The sequence below is a fragment of the Bacillus sp. FSL R7-0166 genome (genome assembly GCF_038008935.1).
Classification (GTDB): Bacteria; Bacillota; Bacilli; order Bacillales; family Bacillaceae; genus Bacillus; species Bacillus altitudinis.
Window position 1 is genome coordinate 734836 of record NZ_JBBPAC010000001.1, and the last position, 22772, is coordinate 757607.

General features: G+C 43.4%; 18 protein-coding genes. 14 read left to right on the plus strand and 4 right to left on the minus strand.

Annotated features, from left to right (window positions below; genetic code table 11):
• Positions 1-24: 24 nt before the first annotated feature.
• Entirely contained in the window at positions 25-921 is an 897-nt protein-coding gene (gene folE2, locus NST01_RS03700; protein WP_008344170.1) for a GTP cyclohydrolase FolE2, read from the minus strand.
• 143 nt (positions 922-1064) lie between these two features.
• Here folE2 and NST01_RS03705 point away from each other — a divergent pair, with 143 nt between their 5' ends.
• Positions 1065-1490, plus strand: coding sequence for a MerR family transcriptional regulator (locus NST01_RS03705; RefSeq protein ID WP_341041521.1), 426 nt, complete (start codon positions 1065-1067; stop codon positions 1488-1490).
• A gap of 57 nt (positions 1491-1547) precedes the next feature.
• A complete protein-coding gene (locus NST01_RS03710) occupies positions 1548-2738 on the plus strand; it encodes an MFS transporter (RefSeq protein ID WP_341002449.1) in 1191 nt (396 codons plus the stop codon).
• A gap of 46 nt (positions 2739-2784) precedes the next feature.
• On the opposite strand, the gene NST01_RS03715 is transcribed toward NST01_RS03710, so the two are convergent.
• Positions 2785-4338 carry an ABC-F family ATP-binding cassette domain-containing protein gene (locus NST01_RS03715; protein ID WP_041090662.1) on the minus strand — a complete coding sequence of 518 codons (1554 nt, stop codon included), beginning with the start codon at positions 4336-4338 and terminating at the stop codon, positions 2785-2787.
• Between the two features lie 152 nt (positions 4339-4490).
• Here NST01_RS03715 and NST01_RS03720 point away from each other — a divergent pair, with 152 nt between their 5' ends.
• Positions 4491-5633, plus strand: a complete 1143-nt coding sequence (locus tag NST01_RS03720) for a DEAD/DEAH box helicase (RefSeq protein ID WP_341041523.1) — start codon at positions 4491-4493, stop codon at positions 5631-5633.
• A gap of 38 nt (positions 5634-5671) precedes the next feature.
• Here the strand turns inward: NST01_RS03720 and NST01_RS03725 are convergent, their stop codons facing one another.
• Together NST01_RS03725 and NST01_RS03730 are read right to left on the minus strand one after the other, a co-directional pair.
• On the minus strand, positions 5672-6676 hold the full coding sequence (locus tag NST01_RS03725; RefSeq protein WP_035391385.1) for an NADP-dependent oxidoreductase: 1005 nt from the start codon (positions 6674-6676) through the stop codon (positions 5672-5674).
• 121 nt (positions 6677-6797) lie between these two features.
• Complete coding sequence (locus tag NST01_RS03730; RefSeq protein WP_017366799.1) at positions 6798-7175, minus strand: YfmB family protein; 378 nt, start codon at positions 7173-7175, stop codon at positions 6798-6800.
• Positions 7176-7397: 222 nt separating this feature from the next.
• Here NST01_RS03730 and NST01_RS03735 point away from each other — a divergent pair, with 222 nt between their 5' ends.
• The 11 genes from NST01_RS03735 (at position 7398) to NST01_RS03785 (ending at position 22745) form a co-directional block, all read left to right on the plus strand.
• On the plus strand, positions 7398-7745 hold the full coding sequence (locus tag NST01_RS03735) for a general stress protein (protein WP_035391383.1): 348 nt from the start codon (positions 7398-7400) through the stop codon (positions 7743-7745).
• 1131 nt (positions 7746-8876) lie between these two features.
• Positions 8877-9533 (plus strand): class I SAM-dependent methyltransferase, encoded by a 657-nt coding sequence (locus tag NST01_RS03740; RefSeq protein WP_007496773.1) that lies wholly within the window; start codon positions 8877-8879, stop codon positions 9531-9533.
• 517 nt (positions 9534-10050) lie between these two features.
• Positions 10051-10776: a GTP cyclohydrolase II gene (locus NST01_RS03745; protein ID WP_017360404.1), complete on the plus strand. Its 726-nt coding sequence runs from the start codon at positions 10051-10053 to the stop codon at positions 10774-10776.
• A gap of 32 nt (positions 10777-10808) precedes the next feature.
• The gene (locus NST01_RS03750; RefSeq protein WP_039170356.1) at positions 10809-11612 is read left to right on the plus strand and encodes a formylglycine-generating enzyme family protein; all 804 of its coding nucleotides are present in this window, start codon (positions 10809-10811) and stop codon (positions 11610-11612) included.
• 4 nt (positions 11613-11616) lie between these two features.
• On the plus strand, positions 11617-13374 hold the full coding sequence (locus tag NST01_RS03755) for a WD40 repeat domain-containing protein (RefSeq protein ID WP_035391378.1): 1758 nt from the start codon (positions 11617-11619) through the stop codon (positions 13372-13374).
• A 281-nt stretch (positions 13375-13655) separates the two neighbouring features.
• Entirely contained in the window at positions 13656-14738 is a 1083-nt protein-coding gene (gene ribD, locus NST01_RS03760; RefSeq protein ID WP_341041531.1) for a bifunctional diaminohydroxyphosphoribosylaminopyrimidine deaminase/5-amino-6-(5-phosphoribosylamino)uracil reductase RibD, read from the plus strand.
• Positions 14739-14854: 116 nt separating this feature from the next.
• Positions 14855-17836, plus strand: a complete 2982-nt coding sequence (locus NST01_RS03765) for an exosporium glycoprotein BclB-related protein (protein ID WP_341041533.1) — start codon at positions 14855-14857, stop codon at positions 17834-17836.
• 141 nt (positions 17837-17977) lie between these two features.
• A complete protein-coding gene (locus NST01_RS03770) occupies positions 17978-19573 on the plus strand; it encodes a sensor histidine kinase (protein WP_270109029.1) in 1596 nt (531 codons plus the stop codon).
• Between the two features lie 3 nt (positions 19574-19576).
• Positions 19577-20275: a response regulator gene (locus NST01_RS03775; RefSeq protein ID WP_025206910.1), complete on the plus strand. Its 699-nt coding sequence runs from the start codon at positions 19577-19579 to the stop codon at positions 20273-20275.
• A gap of 2 nt (positions 20276-20277) precedes the next feature.
• Positions 20278-21255 carry a tripartite tricarboxylate transporter substrate-binding protein gene (locus tag NST01_RS03780; RefSeq protein ID WP_046342937.1) on the plus strand — a complete coding sequence of 326 codons (978 nt, stop codon included), beginning with the start codon at positions 20278-20280 and terminating at the stop codon, positions 21253-21255.
• A 191-nt stretch (positions 21256-21446) separates the two neighbouring features.
• Complete coding sequence (locus NST01_RS03785; RefSeq protein WP_008341779.1) at positions 21447-22745, plus strand: citrate:proton symporter; 1299 nt, start codon at positions 21447-21449, stop codon at positions 22743-22745.
• The last annotated feature ends 27 nt before the right edge of the window (positions 22746-22772 follow it).

A 22772-nucleotide genomic window follows, 5' to 3' on the forward strand; every position in this document is an offset into this window, starting at 1 on the left:
TGGCAAAAAAACTGTAGAGACAATCTACAGTTTTTTTTGATAAGAACATTTGGCATAAGCATCGTGCTGATGAATGGATTCTTCATTTCGACACTCAATTTGAAAGCCTTTAATCCAGTTTTGTTCATATAGCTCTGCTGCAATTAACCTCGCAACATCCTCTACAAAACGTGGATTTTCATAGGCCTCTTCTGTCACTTGTTTTTCATCTGGTCTTTTGAGTACAGGGTAAAGGGGCGCACTCGCATTAGACTCGATGATCTGCAGTAGATCTGCTTTCATGTCGTCAGGGAGTTGACCTTGTTCAAACAGCTCTACCTGAATAGATACAGTGCCACGCTGATTATGTGCGCCGTATTCACTGATTTCTTTTGAACAAGGACATAACGTTGTCACTTGAGCAGTGCAGCCAATATGACAAATCCATCCGTTTTCTTCATGAAAGTGGATGACATATTGCACGTCTGCATGCATCAAACCGGACTTTCCGCTGATGGGACTCTTTTTTTCCATGTACCACGGAAAGGAAACTTGAATCGAGGCGGATGGCTGATTCATTTGCTTGGCAAGCTGTTCCGTCAATTCTTTTAAGGAATCCACATCAACCGGCTTTCCGCTCTCATAAAAGGAGTGAAGCTGCTCGGTGAGACGGCTCATATGAATGCCTTTTTGATGAGCTGGCAAATATGTACTCAACGTAAAATCAGCGGAAGAGGTTTGCTGCTGTGGAGCCGTTTTAGACAAAATATGTACAGGGTACGACACACGGCAAAGTCCGACCTGTTCCAGATCAAAATAAAAGTCCTGTTCGGTTTGTTGGATGTCTATCATGTCCTCTTTTTGACAAGGTTTTGTTCTAGCGCTTGGCGGGACAGAACCGAATTGGGCGTGTCGTTCTTTTTTGGATGGAAATGAACGCATATGGTACCTCCTTTAAAACGTAATGATTCCTATTTATTTTGCATCAAACCACAATAGAAATCAAGTGATTAAACATTAACGTTTACGTTAAGGTTATAAAGGTGTATAATAAAACATGAATTGATGAGCAGGAGGCACTGGCGATGGAATGGATGAAAATTGATCAAGTGGCGAAAAGAAGCGGTCTGACGAAACGAACCATTCGTTTCTATGAAGAGATTGGTTTATTACCAGCACCAAAGCGGACAGAGGGCGGTGTCAGACTTTACTCAGAGGATGACATGGAAGAACTGGAGAAAGTGATGCAGGCCAAAGAAGTACTTGGCTTTTCTTTACAAGAGCTTCAGTCGTTTATGGAAATCGGAAAACAGCTTGAGCTGAATAAAGAAGGCTACTTGTTGTCACTTGACCCGAAGGAACGATTAGAGAAACTGTTAGATATTGAGGCGCAGCTGACTGTGCAGCATCAATTGATTACAAAAAAGCTAGAAACGATTCAATCCTTTAAAAAGGATCTTGAAATGATGAAAGAAAGAGCGGCTCATGCCATTGAGCAATTACAAAAATAAACACCTCAGCGTGTTTATTTTATTTTGTTAAACAACTGTAGGAAAGGTTCTGATGGAATGAAGGAAGAAGAAGTATTGAAACAGCGTACGAGTCTGCTTAGACAGCCAAAGGCCGTCTGGGCGGTGGCCTTTGCTTGTGTGATTTCATTTATGGGCATAGGGCTTGTAGACCCAATTTTGCCAGCCATTGCATCACAATTACATGCATCTCCAAGTCAGGTGTCTCTTTTATTTACGAGCTATTTGCTTGTCACCGGCTTTGTGATGTTTTTTACCGGTTTTATTTCTAGTCGTATTGGTGCCAAATGGACGTTATTATTAGGACTCATCTTTATTATTGTCTTTTCTGCTTTAGGCGGTACTTCTTCAACCATTAATGAATTAATTGGTTTTAGAGGCGGATGGGGCATTGGGAATGCCTTATTTATTTCAACGGCATTATCAGTGATTGTCGGTGTGTCTGTTGGAGGAAGTGCGAAAGCCATCATTTTATATGAGGCGGCACTAGGTCTTGGGATTTCTGTCGGGCCGCTCCTTGGCGGTGAGCTTGGAACGATCTCTTGGCGCGGGCCATTCTTTGGTGTGGCAGTGTTAATGCTCGTTGCTCTTTTAGCCATTACGTTTATGCTTCCACCGATGCAAAAGCCGCAGAAAAAGGTGAAGTTATTTGAAGCTGTTGGAGCCTTGAAATATAAGGGGCTTTTAACGATGGCATCTGCTGCTTTCTTATATAACTTTGGATTCTTTGTTCTTCTAGCTTATTCGCCATTTGTGCTTCATCTTGATGAGCATGGTCTTGGCTATGTCTTTTTTGGATGGGGATTATTTTTGGCTGTGACATCTGTCTTCTCAGCGCCGGTCATTCATCGCAAATTGGGTACATTAACAGCTCTTGTTGTTCTCTTCGCTTCGTTTGCTGTGATTTTATTCGGCATTGGAATATGGACATCACATGTGGTCGTGGTCATTTGCGGTATTGTCATTGCTGGGGGAATTCTCGGCATGATCAATACGGTGCTGACGACGGCTGTGATGGGATCAGCTCCTGTTGAGCGTTCAATTGCATCATCCTCATACAGTGCTGTACGATTTATTGGTGGTGCGATTGCGCCTTGGATTGCAGGAGTACTCGCTGAAACTTACACAGCAAGCACCCCTTATTATGTAGGGGCGGCTGTTGTTCTCTTAGGATTGGTCATCCTGCTTCTTGGCCGTAAGCATTTGGTGAATATCCAGGCAGGTCATTAATAGAAAAAAGCCTTATATCTGCAAACGATATAAGGCTTTTTTGTCTTTATAATACTTTGGTTGTCCAGGATTCGCAATTCCAAGTTTCAGTGGCCACATCTTGATAAAATTCAGGTTCGTGGGAAATCAATAGGACGCTACCTTTATATTCTTTTAATGCGCGCTTTAATTCTTCTTTTGCATCGACATCCAAGTGGTTTGTCGGCTCATCGAGAACAAGTAGGTTGGTTTCTTCATTGATCAGCTTACAAAGGCGGACCTTCGCTTTTTCACCACCACTTAAAACAGACACACGGCTTTCAATATGTTTTGTCGTTAAACCGCATTTGGCAAGGGCGGCTCTGACTTCATATTGTGTGTACGATGGGAAGGTGCTCCACACCTCTTCGATACAAGTGTTGCTGTTTTGCTCTTTTACTTCTTGTTCAAAGTAACCAATATGCAGGAATTCTCCGCGTTCCACCTCACCAGAAATGGGGGAGATTTCTCCAAGCAAGCTTCGGAGCAGTGTCGTTTTTCCGATACCGTTGGCACCGTATAACGCAATTTTTTGACCACGTTCCATTTTCAAATTCAATGGGCGGGAGAGCGGTTCATCATAACCGATGACTAAATCTTTCGTTTCAAAAATCAGTTTCCCAGACGTACGTGCCGGTTTAAAGTGGAATTCTGGTTTTGGCTTTTCGGCCGCCAGTTCAATCATATCCATCTTATCCAGTTTCTTTTGACGAGACATCGCCATATTTCGAGTGCTGACACGTGCTTTGTTTCTTGCGACAAAATCCTTTAGTTCAGCCACTTCTTGCTGCTGCCTTTTATACGCTGCTTCTAGCTGCTGCTTTTTCACTTCGTATACTTGTTTAAATTGATCATAATCACCAACGTATCGCGTGAGTTCTTGATTTTCGACATGATAAATCAAGTTAATGACACTGTTTAGGAACGGGATATCATGTGAAATGAGGATAAATGCATTTTCATATTCCTGCAAATAGCGCTTCAGCCACTCAATATGCTGTTCATCTAAATAGTTGGTCGGCTCGTCAAGAAGAAGAATTTCAGGCTTCTCTAACAGCAATTTCGCAAGCAGTACTTTTGTCCGCTGTCCGCCGCTCAGCTCTGTCACATCACGATCCAGCCCGAGATCTGTTAACCCAAGACCTCTTGCAATTTCCTCTACCTTGGAATCAATGATATAAAAATCATTGTTCGTCAGGGCATCCTGAATGACGCCTACTTCTTCTAAAAGCTTTTCTAGCTCATCAGGATCTGCTTCACCCATTTTTTCGTAAATGTCATTCATTGCGGTTTCCATTGAGAATAAATAATGGAAGGCATCTTGAAGGACTTCACGAATGGTTCTTCCTTTTTCAAGCACGGTATGCTGATCGAGGTAGCCGACACGGACATTTTTTGCCCATTCGACCTTTCCTGCATCTGGCTCAAGCTTGCCAGTAATAATATTCATAAACGTTGACTTTCCTTCACCGTTGGCGCCGATCAAGCCGACATGCTCGCCTTTTAATAACCGGAAGGAGACTTCGTGGAAAATGGCTCTGTCGCCAAAGCCATGACTTAAATCTTTAACAGATAATATCATTTTTTACACCTCAAATAGATTCAAAACGGCTAGTGCCTCTCATGATTATATCGAACTGTCCGGCTCGATAAAAGCATCAAAAGAAAAATTGCGTTTCAAAGCTGATTTTGAGATACTAAAGGATAGATTGAATGAGGATAAAGGAGATCAACATGACGGAAAATTGGGCATTTTTGAAAGAAGCAAAGCCATTTATTCAAAAGAACTTTGAAGCGGCTGGCTTTGAGAAGCCAACAGCGATACAAGAACAAACAGCAGAGTGGATTACGGAAAAACGCGATGTGATCGCAGAATCACCGACTGGAACAGGGAAGACCCTTGCGTATGTTCTGCCGCTTTTAAATAAAATTGATGTGAGTATCAAACACCCGCAAGTCTTAATCTTGGCACCTTCAAGAGAGCTTGTGATGCAAATTTTTGATGTCGTGCAAGAGTTCAAACAAGGTTCAGACATCAAAGCTATTTCCTTAATAGGCGGGGCAAATATCAAGAAGCAGCAGGAAAAGCTAAAAAAACACCCGAATATCGTGGTGGCGACACCGGGTCGCGTACAAGAGTTAATCAAAATCAAGAAACTGAAAATGCACGAAGTCAAAACGATTGTATTAGACGAAGCAGATCAGCTTCTTGTGCCAGAGCATATGAAAACGATCCAAGGGATCATTAAGTCCACATTAAAAGAAAGACAAATCCTTTGTTTTTCTGCAACATTGAAAGAAGAAACCGTTCAGCTGATCAAAGAAATGACATCTGAACCAGAAGTATTGAAAATTGCTAGAAGGGAGGAAGAAGCACAGAAAGTGGGTCACTATTATCTGTTATGTGATCAGCGTGACAAAGTGAAACTGCTGCAAAAGCTATCACGGCTTGAGGACATGCAGGCGCTTGTCTTTGTGCGAGATATTACGAATTTGAGCATTTATGCAGAAAAATTAGCGTATCACCATGTCGACCTTGGTGTGCTTCACAGTGAAGCGAAAAAAGCAGAGCGTGCTGTCATCTTAAAGGCTTTTGAACAGCGTGAATTCCCGCTCCTCCTTGCAACAGATATTGCAGCAAGAGGAATCGATATTGATGATCTGCCATATGTGATTCATGCAGATCTGCCAAATGAAGAAGGCTACATTCACCGTTCAGGCAGAACCGGACGCGCAGGAAAAGAAGGCGCAGTCATCAGTCTTGTCACACCTCAAGAGCAATCAATGCTGAAAAAAATGGCGAAAAAGCTGAATCTTTCGCTTGAAGAAATCGTGTATAAGCAAGGCCAGCTGCACCTTGCACCCAAGCAGGCATAAGAAAAGGACCCTCCATCTATTGGCAGGGTCCTTTTTTGTTATGAAATTTTGACAAGTTGTTTTCCGACATTTTCCCCTTTGAATAGTCCAAGGAATGCATCTGGAATGTTGTCAAAGCCTTCAATGATTGTTTCTTTATATGTGAGTTTTTCTTCTTTTACCCATTGTGCGAGATCTTTTGCCGCCTCTTCAAAACGATCAGAGTAGTTGGCAACAATGAAGCCCTGCATCAATGCGCTTGTTTTAATGAGTTTTGTTTGCACACGAGGGCCAATGTCTTCGCTTGCACTAATGTTATAAGAAGAAATGGCGCCGCAGACTGGAATACGTGCAAAACGGTTCAAATGATTCATTACAGCATCAGAGATGTCGCCGCCCACATTGTCAAAATACACATCGACACCGTTTGGGCAGGCTTTTGCAATGGCGTCATCTAAATCATTTGTTGTTTTATAATTAATGGTTTCATCAAAGCCCAGTTCTTTTAAATAAGCCAGCTTATCATCAGATCCGGCAATTCCAACAACGTGGGCACCTTTGATTTTAGCGATCTGTCCGACAACAGAACCAACGGCACCTGCGGCTCCAGAAATGACAACCGTTTCGCCTTCTTTTGGCTGACCAATCGCAAGAAGTCCAAAATAGGCGGTTTGTCCTGGCATGCCCAAAATCCCTAAGTAATAAGATAACGGCGCAATGGATGGATCAATTTTTGTCAGAGACTCTGCTTTGGCAGTAGAATATTCCTGCCAGCCAAGGAATCCAAGTACAAAATCACCTTTCTCAAATTGAGGAGATTTGGACTCGACGACTTCTCCGACCACACCACCTTGAATGACTTCATTCAGCTTGAACGGAGGTGTATAGGATTTTGTATCTTGCATTCGTCCTCTCATGTAAGGATCTACAGACACATATTTCGTTTGAATCAAGACTTCGCCATCTTGCGGCGTTGGTATATCAACTGTTTCAAAATGAAAAACATCTTTAGTAGGTAACCCTTTTGGACGTTTTGCTAATTGAATTTGTTTTTGTTGACTCATGTCAAATCCTCCCTTTCACTTGCAACCTAGATTTACATTAACATGATGCTTCTTTTCGTTCAAAACATACGGTCTTTTCCAAGCACATACAAAAAAGCAGCCACCATCTAAAAGAAGGGGACTACTTTTTTTGAAGAGAGACAGAAAGGAGCGGCGGGAGACAACCAAACAGTTGATACTCATCCGCATCACGTTCTTTTAATAAATATTCATTTGCATTTTGCATGGAGGCTTTCATCATATCGTGCGTCACAAAAGGAAAAAGGATATTTAAATATGAGGACAACAGGTCTTGTGGATCTTGTTCGATTGACTCGATATCTCCAATGTTAATAATAATAGAAAAGAGATAATCGATGCAGATGTGAAAGTGCTGTTCAGCAAACAAAGTAAGCGGCTTTGCTTTTGATTCTTCAGGATTCCATTTTTGAAAAAGCTGTTTCACCAAATCACTGACAACCCATGCATTAAACTGCTGCTCAGCTGAAAAATAATACATCAGCTCCCCCCCATTTCTAGCCTCCAGTATAAGAATTGTACAACAAATGACAAGGAAAGCATATAATTTTTCAGAAAATTTAGTCATTTTTACAGTCTTTTTGTCAAAAATAAGTCCATAGACGCATGAAGTTCACAGAGTAAAAATGGATGTGCTGGAGGAAGGTTTAATGACAAAAGTGACGGGTAAAAGATTCGTAAGACGTTAAAGGAGGAATAATAAATGAAACCTGTTGTAAGAGAGTATTCAAATGATGAAACACTTCAAAGAGATGTGGAGCAATTAAAACAACTCGGTGTTGCAAGAGAGGACATTTATGTTCTGTCCCATGACGATGATCGAACTGAGCGTATTGCAAGCAATGCAGATGCCAATACGATAGGTCCAAAAGAAGTTGGACTCAAGCATGCGGTTGGAAACATCTTTAGCAAAAAGGGAGATGAACTCCGCAATAAGATTCACGAAATTGGTTTCTCAAAAGATGAAGCTGAGACATTTGAAGAACATTTAGACGAAGGAAAAGTTCTTCTCTTTGTGACTGACCATGAAAAAGTGAAAAATTGGGCATAAACGCCATCGTAAAAAGCCTCTTACTTTTGTAAGGGGCTTTTTTCAGATTTTTGACAAAGGGCTAAAATGAACTTGATTTTAGTCCTTTGTCTTCTTTTCAGCGTGATAGAAAATCTTTGCAGTCTAGGAAGGACGAGTACTGACGCGGAGCGAATTTCACATTCGTGAGCACCAGCACGCAGGACTGACAAAGAATGCGAGGGTTTGTCTACACGCTGAAAGCCTCTTACTTTTGTAAGGGGCTTTTTTTCATGCTGCGATAATTAAAATCTACCATCTGTCTTTTTCACTATAATAAGACAGGTTAAAAAATTGGGGTAAACAGTAAAATGTCTAATTGAAAATATAGAAATATCAAAGGATACCATCAAAAAAAAGAAAAAAGTAGTGAAAATATCACAAAAAACCATTCGGGAAATAATTATGATATCTTTATTTTTATCTCAAAATGAAATAAAAATCTTGTGTAATTTAGTAGATAAATTTCTTAGTTCTATTGGTTTAAGTTGTATTTTTGTGTAGAAATAAGTGTTTTAAGGTCAAAAAACCACGAAATATACCTGTATTTTCAATTAGAAAATCATTCTAATGTTTAGGAAATAATTTGTTGACAAAATAATCTAAAAACAATATATTTGGCTTAATCAAGTCATTATGGAATTAGTTGTTAAATTTTTGATAGGTGGATTTCAGGATCAATTCTGTAAATGATGATGCATTAAGACCTAAGGAAGAGCACTTCTGGGGCAAAGCGATACTGAAGAAATATCTATTAGACAAAAAGAAATGAATGATAGATAGCTTAGAACGGTAGATTCGTTTTTCTACTATGCCTACTTCTCAATGGTAATATTCAGAGGATCATCATAAAGAAAGCGCTTTCCTAGCGCTGTTAAGGAGGTGAACCCATATGAAGAAAATGTATAACAAACTGAGGCGCTGTAATAGTTGAATGGCTGTGGTTGTATGTGAAGATGAGTGCTGAAAAAGAAGAGTGACATGTGGGATGCTTCTCTCCTTTTTCAGAAAACAGATTTCCTAAAAAATCCATCTTTCATTTTATCATAAGGCTTTTTGCTTGAAAACCACCTTTGTTAGGAAAGGTGATTGTGAATTGAAGGAGGTCAAGTGATGAAAAAGGCTTTGTATCATGAAGACAGCGGGTTGTATTTAGAGAAGATGCGCATGGCTTTTCAAGAACACTATGAGCAAAGAACAGATATGTGGTCTACTGATCCATCATTAACAGACGCTGCTGTGATGTCTCTCAAGGCATGGCGTTCCAGGGAAAAGGATGCACTTGCTTCTGTGCTGGATATCGGCTGCGGGAATGGACGGGCTCTTGAACATTTACAAGGACTGTCGGCATATACCGGCATTGACCTTTATGAGCATGAGGAATGGCAAGGATTGAAGAAGAGAAAAGAGGTTCCTGTCCATTTTTATCATCAAGATTTTATGTCTTGGTCAATGGATCAAGGGCGCGAGCTGACGTTTGATTTGATTTTAGATCATGGCTGCTTTCACCATCAGCACCCTGATGACCACGAACGATACTTAAAGCAGATTTCCTCGCTGCTTCATGAAGGTGGTGTGTTTTCCCTTGTTGTATGGGGAGAAGAGTGGAAAACAGGCTTAATCGGAGAAGATGGACGCTTCCATTTTTCATTCTCAGATACTCAGCTTGGAGAAAAGATTTGTACATCAGGGCTTGAGCTCGTTTCGATTACACCATTACAAGCGAAGGCTGGGATCAGCCAGCATCATGTCATTGCTGTCAAAATCTAGTGCAAAGGAGGATAAACGCGATGTTTGATGTGATGGTTCTTGGTGCATACCTAGGCGGGTGTCATGCTTCAATCAATGTAGCTGAATTGAAGTACGGATTATTCATCCAATCAAAGGGCACAACCGGATGACGTGCATTTGAAGAACCAGAGCTTCTAGTAAAGGAGAAAGCAGCTTGAAGCTAGCAGAGATATTCTTTTAGAGAAAGAGCATGTCAGTTTCCATTCAAGAATCATCAAATGGTGTTGCTCTCTTACAGAGAATACAGCGTATGAAGCTCGATTTCTGCTCCTTTGTACTGGACAAGTGACAGTCTAAAAAGAGTCTTTATGAAAGGTACTGATGGATGATTGGCATCGCACATCTATTCAGCCAGTATGACAGGAAATTTCTCCTGAGCCATGATTCTAGCTGGAACCGGTGCTCAGGATGCAAAGGGAGTGCATACACATATTCATCACGCCATCACTGCGCTGAGAGAGTTCAATGGGGTGCAGTGATGAATAGGGGGAGACAAATGAACAAGTTTGTAGCTGAACTACAATCAATGATTCATCATTTTACATTTCAAGAAAAACACTATTTGCTCGTGGGGCCAGTGAACCTGCCGATCTCTATTGAACATGAAGAAGTGCAGTTTACATGGTATGCCTTTGCGTCTGTAGAAGCTGATACAACGCCAACGGTTGAGTCTATTGTACAAATGAGTACCGAGCAGCAAACATTTTCCTCTTGTCTCCTTTTTGGCGACTTTGAAAATGAAGTGCCGCCGCTTGTGCGAATTCATAGTGTCTGCCAAACAGGGGATGTGTTTGGGTCACTGAAATGTGATTGCGGTCCACAGCTTGCATCATCGCTAAAAAAAATCACCGATTACGGAAAAGGCATGCTTGTGTATATGGCCAATCAAGAAGGGCGCTCTATTGGGCTAATGGCCAAAGCCTTCACGTATAAATTACAGGAAATGAAACTGGATACATTTGAGGCGAACAGGTTGATCGGCTGCGGAGATGATGATCGGCATTACGAGGAAGCAGCGGCTGTCTTGCACTATTTAAACAAAGGGAAACCATTGCATCTCTTAACCAATAATCCAGATAAAGTCGATTCCATTGCTGCTTACGGTCTTCCGGTTTTACGGTTTGATCATACGGTAGAAGCCTCTCTCTATAATGAGGCGTATTTAAAGGCAAAAGCAGCATCAGGGCATATGGTCGATGAGAAGAAATTAATTAATCAGTAGATGAGTTTATTTAAAGAAGGCGGGAGAAAAGCGTGAAACCTGATATCAATTGGATTCAAATCCCAAGCGGCTATGCGACGATTGGAAGTAATGAAGAAGATATGAAAAAGGCATCAGAATTTTGGAAGGACAAACTTCTGAATCCAACCTATGGCCGTGAGAAAAAATTTCAAAAATGGCTGTACAAAGAATTTCCATCTTATCAGCCGTATATGAGCGAATTTTTCATTTCAGATACGGTCGTCACCAATGAATGGTATCAAAGCTATTGCGACGAGACAGGAAAGCCTTATCCAGAGAGCTTGACGAACCTAGAACTTGGCGGGGGAAAAGACCATCCAGCTTGGGGCATGGACATCGAGGAAGCTTTCTCATTTTGTCAGTGGCTGAGCGGGAAGCTTGGATATGAGGTATCGATCCCTACTGAGGAAGAATGGGAATATGCTGCCAGGGGCAATACGAGACATCAATATCCTTGGGGAGATGAGTTTAACCCCTCTTACTGTAATACACACGAATCAAATATTGAAAAAACGACACCTGTCCGTCATTACGAAAAAGGAAGATCTCTATTTGGACTATATGATATGGGTGGCAATGTCGAAGAATGGGTCAACACCAAGTATCACATATATGAAGGCGGCATTGAGGTTGTAGATGATTTAACCGAGACACTCGGCAGTGATTACTACATTTTAAAAGGTGGCTCCTTCGCAAGAGGCGGAGATTTATGCAGAGTCGCAAGAAGACACGGGAAACACCCAGACCCTGTTTTTCGATTTACTGGTTTTCGTGTAGTTACTCGTCAAAAACAACATATAAAGGTGGGAGTGTAAAACCATGCATAGAGGACCGATTACATCCGTTTTATCAACTCAGCATGACCAAATTGTCTACACAGGCGGCTATGACCGCTGTATTTATAAATGGGACCGTGCCACGGGAGAAGGAACATTCATTGGTAGTCACGAGCATATCATCAACTCTTTATCCCTTTCGGAAAATGGAACGTATTTAGCGAGTGCATCGTCAGACTATACCATTCAATTATATGATACTAGCACACATACAAGAATTCGTACGCTATATGGTCATGCGGATGACGTGGAAGCTGTCGCATTTGCAAAGCAGGATACGCTTCTTGTATCGGTGTCCAGAGACAGAAGATGCTTAGTTTGGGATATTGAAACGGGAGCCATTTTAAGAGAATTTCATGGACATAGCAAGGATGTATTAGCTGTATGGATTCATGAGGATAAAGCTTATACAACTGGTGACGATGGCTATGTCCTTGTATGGCTCTATGAAACAGGAGAAATTGTAGGTGAAATTGGCCCGTTTGATTATGAGCTGGATACCATCAGCGGCAGCAATCAAAAAGAAGTATTCGCCCTTGGCAGAGATGATGGCACAGTTATCATTTATGATGCCGCTACATTACAGGAGAAAAAAATCATTAAAGCTCATTTACAAGGTGTGAAACGTGTGAATTTTTCACCGAGCGGTAACTACTTGCTTACAGCGGGTTATGACCATCTAATTAAGCTGTGGAATTATGAAACCGGTGATTTAATTGATACGTTGCTGCCTCATAAATATCAATGGGAGCGCTCGCTTGTTTGGACAGAAGACGAGCAAGCCATTTTAGGAGCCAGCTTTGGGAAAACGTATTGTGAATGGTCCATTCAAGAAGGAAAAGTGATCTCTGATGAGCAGGAATTGGCGACACCTTCTATTAATGATATTGCGTTGACTGAAGCGGGTGATATTATCACTGCATCAGATGACGGAAAATTCAGAAAGAATGGAATCGAAATCGCAAAATCAACAGGTGTTCTCACAAATGGAGTGGCTGTTGCACGGGATGGAAGCTATTATGCATGGGGCGATCATGCGAGTCAGGTGCATATTGTACACGAGTCATTGCAGCAAATGGTCTCTTTTGATCTCAACACAGGTCCTGTCAATAGTGTGTATTTCCATGAGGAGGATCGTCAATTTTATATTGGCACTTATGGCGGTTATGTGCATGTCATTTCGACAGAACACTTAAAGGAAATCGGCCGTTCTAAAGCACATGATTGCGCAGTCAAAGCATTAAAGGTAGAAGGAGATCATATCATCACAGCGGCAGTTGAAGGAACCATCTGTCTTCTCGATAAAAAGAGTTTGTCCTTAACAGCAGAATATATCGGGGCGACAGAGCTGTTAAATGATGTATTTATTGATAGCAAAAGAGATCGTATTGCCATTGTCAGCCGTGATAAAAACGTCCGATTGTTTGATTTGCATACAGGCAGAATTTTAAATCAGCACAACGAGCATCAATATTCCATTAAATCCATCACTGTGACAGACTCTGGCTATATTGTGAGCGGAGACTATTGGGGATATATTGTGGTCTGGAATCCAGAGCTAGATGTCAATACAGGTCCGATTCGAATTGCTAAGAATGGTATTAGTGCCATTAGACAACTAGGAAATGATGTGTATGCAAGCTCATATGACGGTGGTATTTATCATATTCGAGAAGATGGCACACATACGGAAGTACTGCGCTTATTTGAACAATTTCCGAAAGAAGTAATCTCTCATTAAGAAAAAGAATGTAAGCGGGGGATTCTCATGATAAGTGTTTGCAAGGAACATATGAAAAAAGGTCTGACTGTACTCAATTGTCCGCATGTGCTCCTCATTAATAAATATGAATGTCGCAAATGCTGTTTTTGTAAACAACGAGCATCATATAAACTGTTTTATTCCTTGCCTTACTATGATCGATCTGAAAAGAAACGGCTTGAGAAAGTATAGCACATGAGAATAGAACTCCTTCATTTTCTGAAGGAGTTCTTTCCCTTGAGAGAAGAAAGGAGCCCGAGATGAAAGACGATGTTTTTTATATGAAGCTGGCGATTGCCAACGCGAAGGCGATGAAAGGACAAACCTCACCCAATCCGCTTGTTGGTGCAGTGATTGTTCAGAGCGGTAAGATCGTTGGGATTGGTGCGCACATGAAGGCTGGCGAGCCTCATGCTGAAATTCATGCACTGCGAATGGCAGGAGAAAAGGCGAAGGGAGCTGACATGTATGTGACACTCGAACCTTGTACACATCACGGAAAAACAGGCCCTTGCACCGAAGCAATCATCAAAAGTGGTGTGAAGAAAGTGTTGATTGCCACCCAAGATCCGAATCCGGTTGTTGCAGGTAAAGGAATTGCCTTTTTGAAAAAGGCTGGAATTGAAGTGGAGCAAGGGATATGTAAACAAGAAGCAGATCGTTTAAATGCGCCTTTTTTTTATTTGATGCAAACAAACCTTCCTTATGTCATTTTAAAATCAGCTATTTCGATAGATGGGAAAATTGCCACGGCTGAGCAAGAAAGCAAATGGATCACTGGAATAGAAGCGAGAACAGAAGTGCAGCGCTTACGTCAAGAAGCAGATGCGGTGCTGACAGGAGTGGAAACGATTATTCAAGATGATGCCGGCTTAATTGTAAAGGATTCATTCAACCATCAGCCCATTCGTGTCATTTTAGATTCAACATTAAGGATACCGCTTCATGCCAAATGCTTAACAGATCATAGGGCAGAAACCATAATTTGTACATCACAAGATTATGATCATCAAAAGTATCAACAGTTGATACAAAAAGGTCATCAAGTATTTGTCACAAGCGGAGAACACCGGACAGATCTTCAGGCTGTGTTACACATGTTGAAGAAGCGCTCTGTGATGTCAGTGCTTGTAGAGGCAGGGGGCAGTGTGAGTGCGTCATTTTTAGAAGCATCACTTGTGAACGAAGCTGTTATCTATATGGCACCTTTATTAATCGGAGGGAAAGATGCACCTACTTTTTTTGAAGGAGAAGGTGTGAAAAAACTAAAAAAGGCGATCCGTCCAGCGGATATTGAATATAGTATGGTAGGAAAAGATTTAAAAATGACGATGACATTTTAACGATGGAGAGAGGTCCTTGCACGTAGAGTGCAAGGCCTTTCAAATTTTTTGATAAAAATAAAATTGTACATACACCTTTATCGATCATGATGAATACGATGGATTGGGGTGATTCTATGAGAAAATGTAGACAATGCGGAAAGATATACCCAACTCATTCGACAGACCACTACCAAAAAGGAAGCTGGTATGATGCGTATAAGGATGATGGCTGGGAATGTGATAGTTGTAAGAAAGGTAAATCAGACAAACCAAGGAAACCAGTAAAAAATCCATGCTGCGGAAAAGATCCTTGTGTGTGTGTCATTCAAGGACCGCCAGGGGGAAGAGGAAGGAGAGGCCCAGCAGGTCCGGCGGGTCCAGTGGGTCCAGTAGGCCCAGCGGGTCCAGCAGGAGCAACGGGCGCAACAGGCGCCACCGGTGTAGGCTTAACCGGTATCGTGGCATTTGATCCAGCGGATGCCCCAACCTATCCAGAAGGTCAAGTGGTGACATTTGATGGAAGTACGTATGTGGCGAATACAGCTTCACCAACAGGTACGCCAGGTACGTCTCCAGATTATACATTGTTAGCAGCTGCGGGAGATACGGGCGCCACGGGTGCCACAGGAGCCACAGGAACAGGAGCGACCGGTGCTACAGGAGATACAGGCGCAACCGGAGCGACAGGAGCCACAGGAGCAACGGGCGCAACTGGAGCCACAGGAACAGGAGCGACCGGTGCTACAGGAGATACAGGCGCAACCGGAGCGACAGGAGCCACAGGAGCAACGGGCGCAACTGGAGCCACAGGAACAGGAGCGACCGGTGCTACAGGAGATACAGGCGCAACCGGAGCGACAGGAGCCACAGGAGCAACGGGCGCAACTGGAACCACAGGAACGGGAGCGACCGGTGCTACAGGAGATACAGGCGCAACCGGAGCGACAGGAGCCACAGGAGCAACGGGCGCAACTGGAGCCACAGGAACAGGAGCGACCGGTGCTACAGGAGATACAGGCGCAACCGGAGCGACAGGAGCCACAGGAGCAACGGGCGCAACTGGAGCCACAGGAACAGGAGCGACCGGCGCTACAGGAGATACAGGCGCAACCGGAGCGACAGGAGCCACAGGAGATACGGGTGCCACGGGAGCCACAGGAACAGGAGCGACCGGCGCTACAGGAGATACAGGCGCAACCGGAGCGACAGGAGCAATTGGAGCGACCGGTGCAACGGGAGATACGGGAGCGACCGGAGTAACTGGAGCCACGGGTGCAACGGGAGATACGGGAGCAACTGGAGTAACCGGAGCCACAGGTGTAACGGGAGATACGGGAGCGACCGGAGTAACCGGAGCCACAGGTGTAACGGGAGATACGGGAGCGACTGGAGTAACCGGAGCCACAGGTGTAACGGGAGATACGGGAGCGACTGGAGTAACCGGAGTCACAGGTGTAACGGGAGATACGGGAGCGACTGGAGTAACCGGAGCCACGGGTGCAACGGGAGATACGGGAGCGACCGGAGTAACCGGAGCCACAGGTGTAACGGGAGATACGGGAGCGACCGGAGTAACCGGAGCCACAGGTGCAACGGGAGATACGGGAGCGACAGGAGCTACAGGTGCAACAGGAGCTACAGGTGCAACAGGAGATACCGGGGCAACCGGAGTAGGGTTAGCTGGTATTTTGGCATTTGACCCAGCAACAGCTCCAACCTATCCAGTAGGTCAAGTGGTGACATATGAAGGTGGAACTTATATCGTAAATACAGCGCCACCAACTGGCACACCAGATACGTCTCCAGATTATACGTTATTGGCAGCCGCAGGTGTGACAGGCGCCACGGGAGATACAGGAGCGACCGGAGTAACCGGAGCCACAGGTGTAACGGGAGATACGGGAGCGACCGGAGTAACCGGAGCCACGGGTGCAACGGGAGATACGGGAGCGACCGGAGTAACTGGAGTCACAGGTGTAACGGGAGATACGGGAGCGACTGGAGTAACGGGAGCTACAGGTGCAACAGGAGATACGGGAGCGACTGGAGTAACCGGAGCAACTGGCGCTACGGGAGATACAGGAGCGACCGGAGTAACCGGAGCTACAGGTGCAACGGGAGATACGGGAGCGACCGGAGTAACCGGAGCCACGGGTGCAACGGGAGATACGGGAGCGACTGGAGTAACCGGAGCCACAGGTGCAACAGGAGATACAGGAGCGACTGGAGTAACCGGAGCCACAGGTGCAACGGGAGATACCGGGGCAACCGGAGTAGGGTTAGCTGGTATTTTGGCATTTGACCCAGCAACAGCTCCAACCTATCCAGTAGGTCAAGTGGTGACATATGAAGGTGGAACTTATGTCGTAAATACAGCACCACCAACTGGCACACCAGATACGTCTCCAGATTATACGTTATTGGCAGCCGCAGGTGTGACAGGCGCCACGGGAGCAACCGGTGTCACCGGAGATACAGGTCCAACAGGAGCGACCGGAGTCACAGGCGCCACAGGTGTAACAGGAGATACGGGTGCAACAGGGGCTACAGGAACAGGCGCCACGGGAGCAACCGGTGCAACAGGCGCCACAGGTGCGACAGGATCAAGTGCGATTATTCCATTTGCATCTGGTACGCCAGCTGTTTTAACCACAATCGCAGGCGGTCTAGTTGGAACATCTAGCTTGGTCGGATTCGGTAACTCAGCCACTGGTGTCAGTATTGTAGGAGGAATCATTGATTTAACCGGAGCAGCAGGAACATTGTTAAACATGGCATTCTCCGTTCCAAGAGCTGGAACCATTACGTCATTTGCTGGCTATTTTAGCACGACTGCAGCCCTTTCTTTAGTTGGCACGAGTATTACTGTAACTGCTAGTCTGTTTGCTTCACCAACACCAGATAACAGCTTCACTCAAGTAGCGAGCGTTACATTGGCTCCAGCGTTAACCGGTGTTTTAACGATAGGGGCTATTACAAACGGTATCGCTACTGGTTTAAATGTACCAGTCACACCGCAAACAAGATTGCTTGTTGTATTCTCGGCAACAGCTACTGGTCTTTCCTTAGTGAATACTGTAGCAGGCTATGCAAGTGCTGGTTTATCCATCACGTAATAGGCACACAGGGATGACTCAATACTGAGTCATCCTTTTTTGTCTGTGTGAATTTTCTCTTAACTTCATGAGAAAAAATGATATGATTTTCTTAGAGTCTATTCGGGTGAATCTACTGAATTAGGGGTTGTGGCGGTGAGGATGGGCAAAAGGAAAGTCACTTTACAAACAAAAATTTTGGGGTTAATTATTGGTCTTTTGCTTGTTGTTATTGCCTTATTAACCATTTGTTTTGGTTTTTTGCAGACATCAGAAAGGCAGAACCAAGCTGAACAGCTGGCGGTGCAAACTGCTAGAACGATATCTTATATGCCGCCCATTAAAACATCGGTGGCCACGGGAGATTCGCAAAATGAAGAACAGGCTGTGCTTGAGCAAATGAAAGAGCAAGTAAGAGCGCATGCCATTTTTATCACCAATCAAAAAGGAAAGGTTCTTTTTCATACGAATCATGAGGATGTAGGGAAAACCATCAGTGTGTCGGAAGGAAGAAGTACACTGCTATTTGGAGGAACTTCCATATCAACGGGTGATTCTGATGGTGAAACCGTTGTCAGAGGAAGTGCTCCGATCATGAAAGAAACTGGCAGTTATGAAGAGATTATTGGGACAGTCAGTGTCGAATTTTTAAAAAGAGATATCGACCAAGCGACAGCTCATCAACTATTCAAATTAAGTTATATTGCCCTTCTTGTGCTCTTGCCTGGGGTTTTTGGAGCGATTTTTTTAACAAGGAGTATTCGAAAAGATATATTAGGGCTTGAACCGCATGAAATTGCTTCATTATATCGAGAAAGAGAAGCGATGCTGCATGCGATTAAAGAGGGAATTATTGCATTTGACCGTAAAGGTGCCATTACGATGATGAATACGTCAGCTGAACAGATGCTACGCGTCTCTTCAACGCTGCCTCTTCATATTGATCAAGTGTTGCCAAATGCCAATCTTCTTTCCTATCTAAAGGTAGAGACGATTGAACCTAACATAGAATCAGTCGTCAATGATAAAACCTTCGTGCTAAATGTCAAAAAAGTGGTGCAGGACAATCGAGTATTTGGAGGAATTGTGAGCTTCAGGGAGAAAACCGAGCTGACAAAGCTGCTGGATACATTGACAGAGGTCAGTCAATATTCAGAAGACCTTAGAGCACAAACACACGAATTTTCGAATAAGCTGTACGCTATTTTAGGCTTGCTTGAGTTGAAACAAGTGGATGAAGCCATTGAGTTAATTAAAGAAGAGTATACACTTCAAAATCGCCAGCATGATTTACTCATGAAGCAAATTCGCTCTCCGAAGATACAAGCCATTTTACTTGGGAAGTTAGGAAAGGCATCTGAGAAAAAGGTCCATTTTCACATTGATGAAAATAGTTCATTGGAGCCGCTCCCAGCCCATTTGAGTTTATCTCACTTTATTACCATCATTGGCAATCTCGTAGATAATGCGTTTGAGGCTGTATTGAATAAGGAGACAAGAGAAGTCAGCTTGTTCATCACAGATATTGGATTTGATATTATCATAGAGGTATCTGATTCAGGGGACGGTGTAGATGAAGGAGCCATTTCACAACTTTTCACAAGAGGACATTCATCAAAGGGAGAAGGGCGAGGTTATGGACTTGCCAATGTCAAAGAAGTGCTAGATGAACTTGGGGGCTGGATTGAAGTTGCGAACCAAAAAGAAGGTGGTGCCATCTTCACTGTTTACATACCGAAAGGCACAAAGGGGGAATAGGTTGTGATCAAGGTACTCATTGCGGAAGATGATTTTCGAATCGCTGCGATTCATGAATCTTATATACAAAAGGTACAAGGCTTTCAAGTGGCCGGCAAGGCAAAGAGTGCAAAGGATCTGTGGGAGGCACTTCAAAAAGAACAAGTGGATCTCATTTTACTTGATGTCTACATGCCTGATGAGCTCGGCACGAACCTTTTGCCGCTGTTAAGAGAGCGCCATCCTGAAGTGGATGTGATCATTATCACGGCTGCAACGGAAACGATGCTGTTAAGAGACGCCCTGCATTATGGAGTCGTTCATTATTTAATCAAACCAGTGACCGCCCAAAAATTCACGCAGGTGTTAACCGAATATAAAGAGAAGAGAGAGTTAATCAATTCAAAAGAGGAAGTCAATCAAACGATGATTGATCTGTTTTTTGGTCAAATACAGGAAGAATCGCAACAAAAGGATGAGCGAGACTTGCCAACAGGCATTAATTCACTGACTTTGGACAAAGTGAAAACATTCATGGCAGCAGAGATGAACGGAATTACAGCAGAAGAACTCGGAGAAAAAATGGGCGCATCACGCACAACAGCAAGACGATACGTAGAGTATCTTGTGACAACGGGAGAATGCCGGGCAGAGCTGGCATATGGAATCATTGGTAGACCAGAACGAAAATATTATCCCGCCAAAAAACAAACGGAGTCATAAAAATGAAAAAAGGAATACTCTTACTCATTTTGGTCTGTCTTTGTACAACGCTCACCTTTAATGAAAAAACAGCAAAAGATTCTTTCCTGGAGCACAGCCCATTATATATTGTGGTATCAGGTGTACCTGATGGCGGATTTGACCAAACGGCTCAAGTGATGAAAACCGTACTAGAACAAGAAAAGCTAGTGGAAGAGCCTGTGCATATTCTTTATCAAAGAGGCGGAACGGTTGATAAAGGCTGGACCTATATGATGGAGCGAGATGCCAATTATATCAGTTTAAATTCAAGCTTATTATTAAGCCGTAATTTGCTGGGCAGCAGTAACGTGACCATGAATGATGTTACCCCGCTCGCTATTCTTGCGGAAGAGTGGCAGGTAGTCGCAGTGCCAGTTGATTCTCCTTTCTCAAATGGAAAAGAGCTATTACACGCACTAAAAAAGAAACCGGATTCCTTAAAAATTGGGTTTGCCCCGGACTTTGGAAATGATGATCAAATCTCATTCGCACGGGCTGCCGAAATGGCAGGGATAGATCCGTACCGCATTCAGTTTTTAAAATTTGACAGTGCAGATGATTTATTTCAAGCACTCATTGACCATGAGGTAGATGCGGCGACTACAACCATTACAGAAGTTCGCCATGATTATGAAAAGAAAAGGTTGAAGCTCGTTGCAACCACAACGAATCAGCGTTTAGAAGGATTCAAAGACGTGCCCACTTGGAAAGAACAAGGGATTCCGCTCATCTTCTCTCATTGGCGTGGTGTGATGGGACCAAAGCAAATGAATCAGCACGACATTCGAGCATGGGATCAGCTTCTTCAAAAAATGACGCAAACGAAGTCATGGAAAAAGCAGTTAAAACAAAAAGGCTGGACAGGCCGTTATATGAATAGTAAAGAAGCAAAGGTCTATATGGAAGATCAATTAAGGCGTTATGAGCAATTTATACAAGGAGAGAAAGCGGTCAAATGAGACCGCTTTTTTTCATGGAACCAACAAACAACAACAATTGCACAAAATGAACAAAAAGCATTTATCGACCAAAAAAGAATTAAAATTCATAATATTTACTTCAATTAAGGCGTCAGATATCATGACAGAAAGGGTTGGAAATGGGATACCAACATTTAATGAAAGCGTATACAACATAAGGGGTGAACGAAATGTTAGCGATCTTAGGATTTCTTATGATGATTGTATTTATGGTTTTAATTATGACGAAACGTATGTCTGTTTTAACGGCATTGGTATTAACACCGATTGCATTTGCTCTTATTGCAGGTTTTCATTTTACAGAAATTTCAGACATGATTGTCAAAGGTGTACAGCAAGTTGCACCAACGGCGGTCATGATCATGTTTGCCATTTTGTACTTCGGGATTATGATTGATGCAGGTTTATTCGATCCAATGGTGGCGAAAATTTTAAAGATCGTCAAAGGCGATCCATTAAAAATTGTTGTCGGAACAGCCGTCCTGACGATGCTTGTCGCACTTGACGGTGATGGAACCACAACGTACATGATTACAACAACAGCCATGCTTCCACTATTTACACTGCTTGGCATTCGTCCGATTATTTTAGCGGGTATCGCCGGAGTCGGCATGGGGATTATGAATACGATTCCATGGGGAGGGGCAACACCTAGAGCGGCAAGTGCACTTGGCGTTGATCCATCGCTTTTATTTGGCCCGATGATTCCAGTCATTGGTGCAGGGGTTTTGAGCATGATTGTGGTGGCATACTTTCTTGGGAAGTCTGAAAGAAAACGTCTTGGTGTTATTGAGCTCGAACAGCCGATTCATGCAAATGAAATGGCAGCGGCACTGCAAGATGATATTAAGCGACCGAAACTTTGGTGGTTTAACCTAACGCTTACGTTGTTATTGGTGCTCCTTCTTGTCTCAGGAAAAGTCAGCTTAACGGTTCTATTTGTTCTGGCTTTCTGTGTGGCAATCATCGTGAACTATCCGAATTTAGAGCAGCAGCGTGAGCGGATTGCGGCTCACTCAACCAACGTCTTAGCGATTGCTTCCATGATCTTTGCAGCAGGTGTTTTTACAGGCATCTTAACTGGGACGAAAATGGTTGATGAAATGGCGATTTCGATTGTTTCTGCTATTCCAGAGCAGCTTGGCGGGTTTATTCCAGTCATTGTCGCGCTAACAAGCGGGATCTTCACTTTCTTTATGCCGAATGATGCATACTTTTATGGGGTACTGCCGATCCTATCAGAAACAGCGGCAGCATACGGTGTCGATAAAATTGAGATTGCGAGAGCATCTATCATTGGTCAGCCGATTCATATGTTAAGCCCACTTGTTCCATCGACTCATTTACTTGTGGGACTCGTTGGGGTATCACTAGATCAGCATCAGAAATTTGGTATGAAATGGGCGGTTCTTGCAGTCGTCGCCATGACAGTGATGGCGGTTCTCATTGGGGCCATTTCGATCTGGTAATGAGAAGAGTGTCTGCTGCTCATGCAG

Excerpts from the sequence above, each read along its gene's own strand:
- folE2 (WP_008344170.1), bottom strand. The coding sequence starts at position 921 with ATGCGTTCATTTCCATCCAAAAAAGAACGACACGCCCAATTCGGTTCT.
- NST01_RS03705 (WP_341041521.1), top strand. The coding sequence starts at position 1,065 with ATGGAATGGATGAAAATTGATCAAGTGGCGAAAAGAAGCGGTCTGACG.
- NST01_RS03710 (WP_341002449.1), top strand. The coding sequence starts at position 1,548 with ATGAAGGAAGAAGAAGTATTGAAACAGCGTACGAGTCTGCTTAGACAG.
- NST01_RS03715 (WP_041090662.1), bottom strand. The coding sequence starts at position 4,338 with ATGATATTATCTGTTAAAGATTTAAGTCATGGCTTTGGCGACAGAGCC.
- NST01_RS03720 (WP_341041523.1), top strand. The coding sequence starts at position 4,491 with ATGACGGAAAATTGGGCATTTTTGAAAGAAGCAAAGCCATTTATTCAA.
- NST01_RS03725 (WP_035391385.1), bottom strand. The coding sequence starts at position 6,676 with ATGAGTCAACAAAAACAAATTCAATTAGCAAAACGTCCAAAAGGGTTA.
- NST01_RS03730 (WP_017366799.1), bottom strand. The coding sequence starts at position 7,175 with ATGTATTATTTTTCAGCTGAGCAGCAGTTTAATGCATGGGTTGTCAGT.
- NST01_RS03735 (WP_035391383.1), top strand. The coding sequence starts at position 7,398 with ATGAAACCTGTTGTAAGAGAGTATTCAAATGATGAAACACTTCAAAGA.
- NST01_RS03740 (WP_007496773.1), top strand. The coding sequence starts at position 8,877 with ATGAAAAAGGCTTTGTATCATGAAGACAGCGGGTTGTATTTAGAGAAG.
- NST01_RS03745 (WP_017360404.1), top strand. The coding sequence starts at position 10,051 with ATGAACAAGTTTGTAGCTGAACTACAATCAATGATTCATCATTTTACA.
- NST01_RS03755 (WP_035391378.1), top strand. The coding sequence starts at position 11,617 with ATGCATAGAGGACCGATTACATCCGTTTTATCAACTCAGCATGACCAA.
- ribD (WP_341041531.1), top strand. The coding sequence starts at position 13,656 with ATGAAAGACGATGTTTTTTATATGAAGCTGGCGATTGCCAACGCGAAG.
- NST01_RS03765 (WP_341041533.1), top strand. The coding sequence starts at position 14,855 with ATGAGAAAATGTAGACAATGCGGAAAGATATACCCAACTCATTCGACA.
- NST01_RS03770 (WP_270109029.1), top strand. The coding sequence starts at position 17,978 with ATGGGCAAAAGGAAAGTCACTTTACAAACAAAAATTTTGGGGTTAATT.
- NST01_RS03780 (WP_046342937.1), top strand. The coding sequence starts at position 20,278 with ATGAAAAAAGGAATACTCTTACTCATTTTGGTCTGTCTTTGTACAACG.
- NST01_RS03785 (WP_008341779.1), top strand. The coding sequence starts at position 21,447 with ATGTTAGCGATCTTAGGATTTCTTATGATGATTGTATTTATGGTTTTA.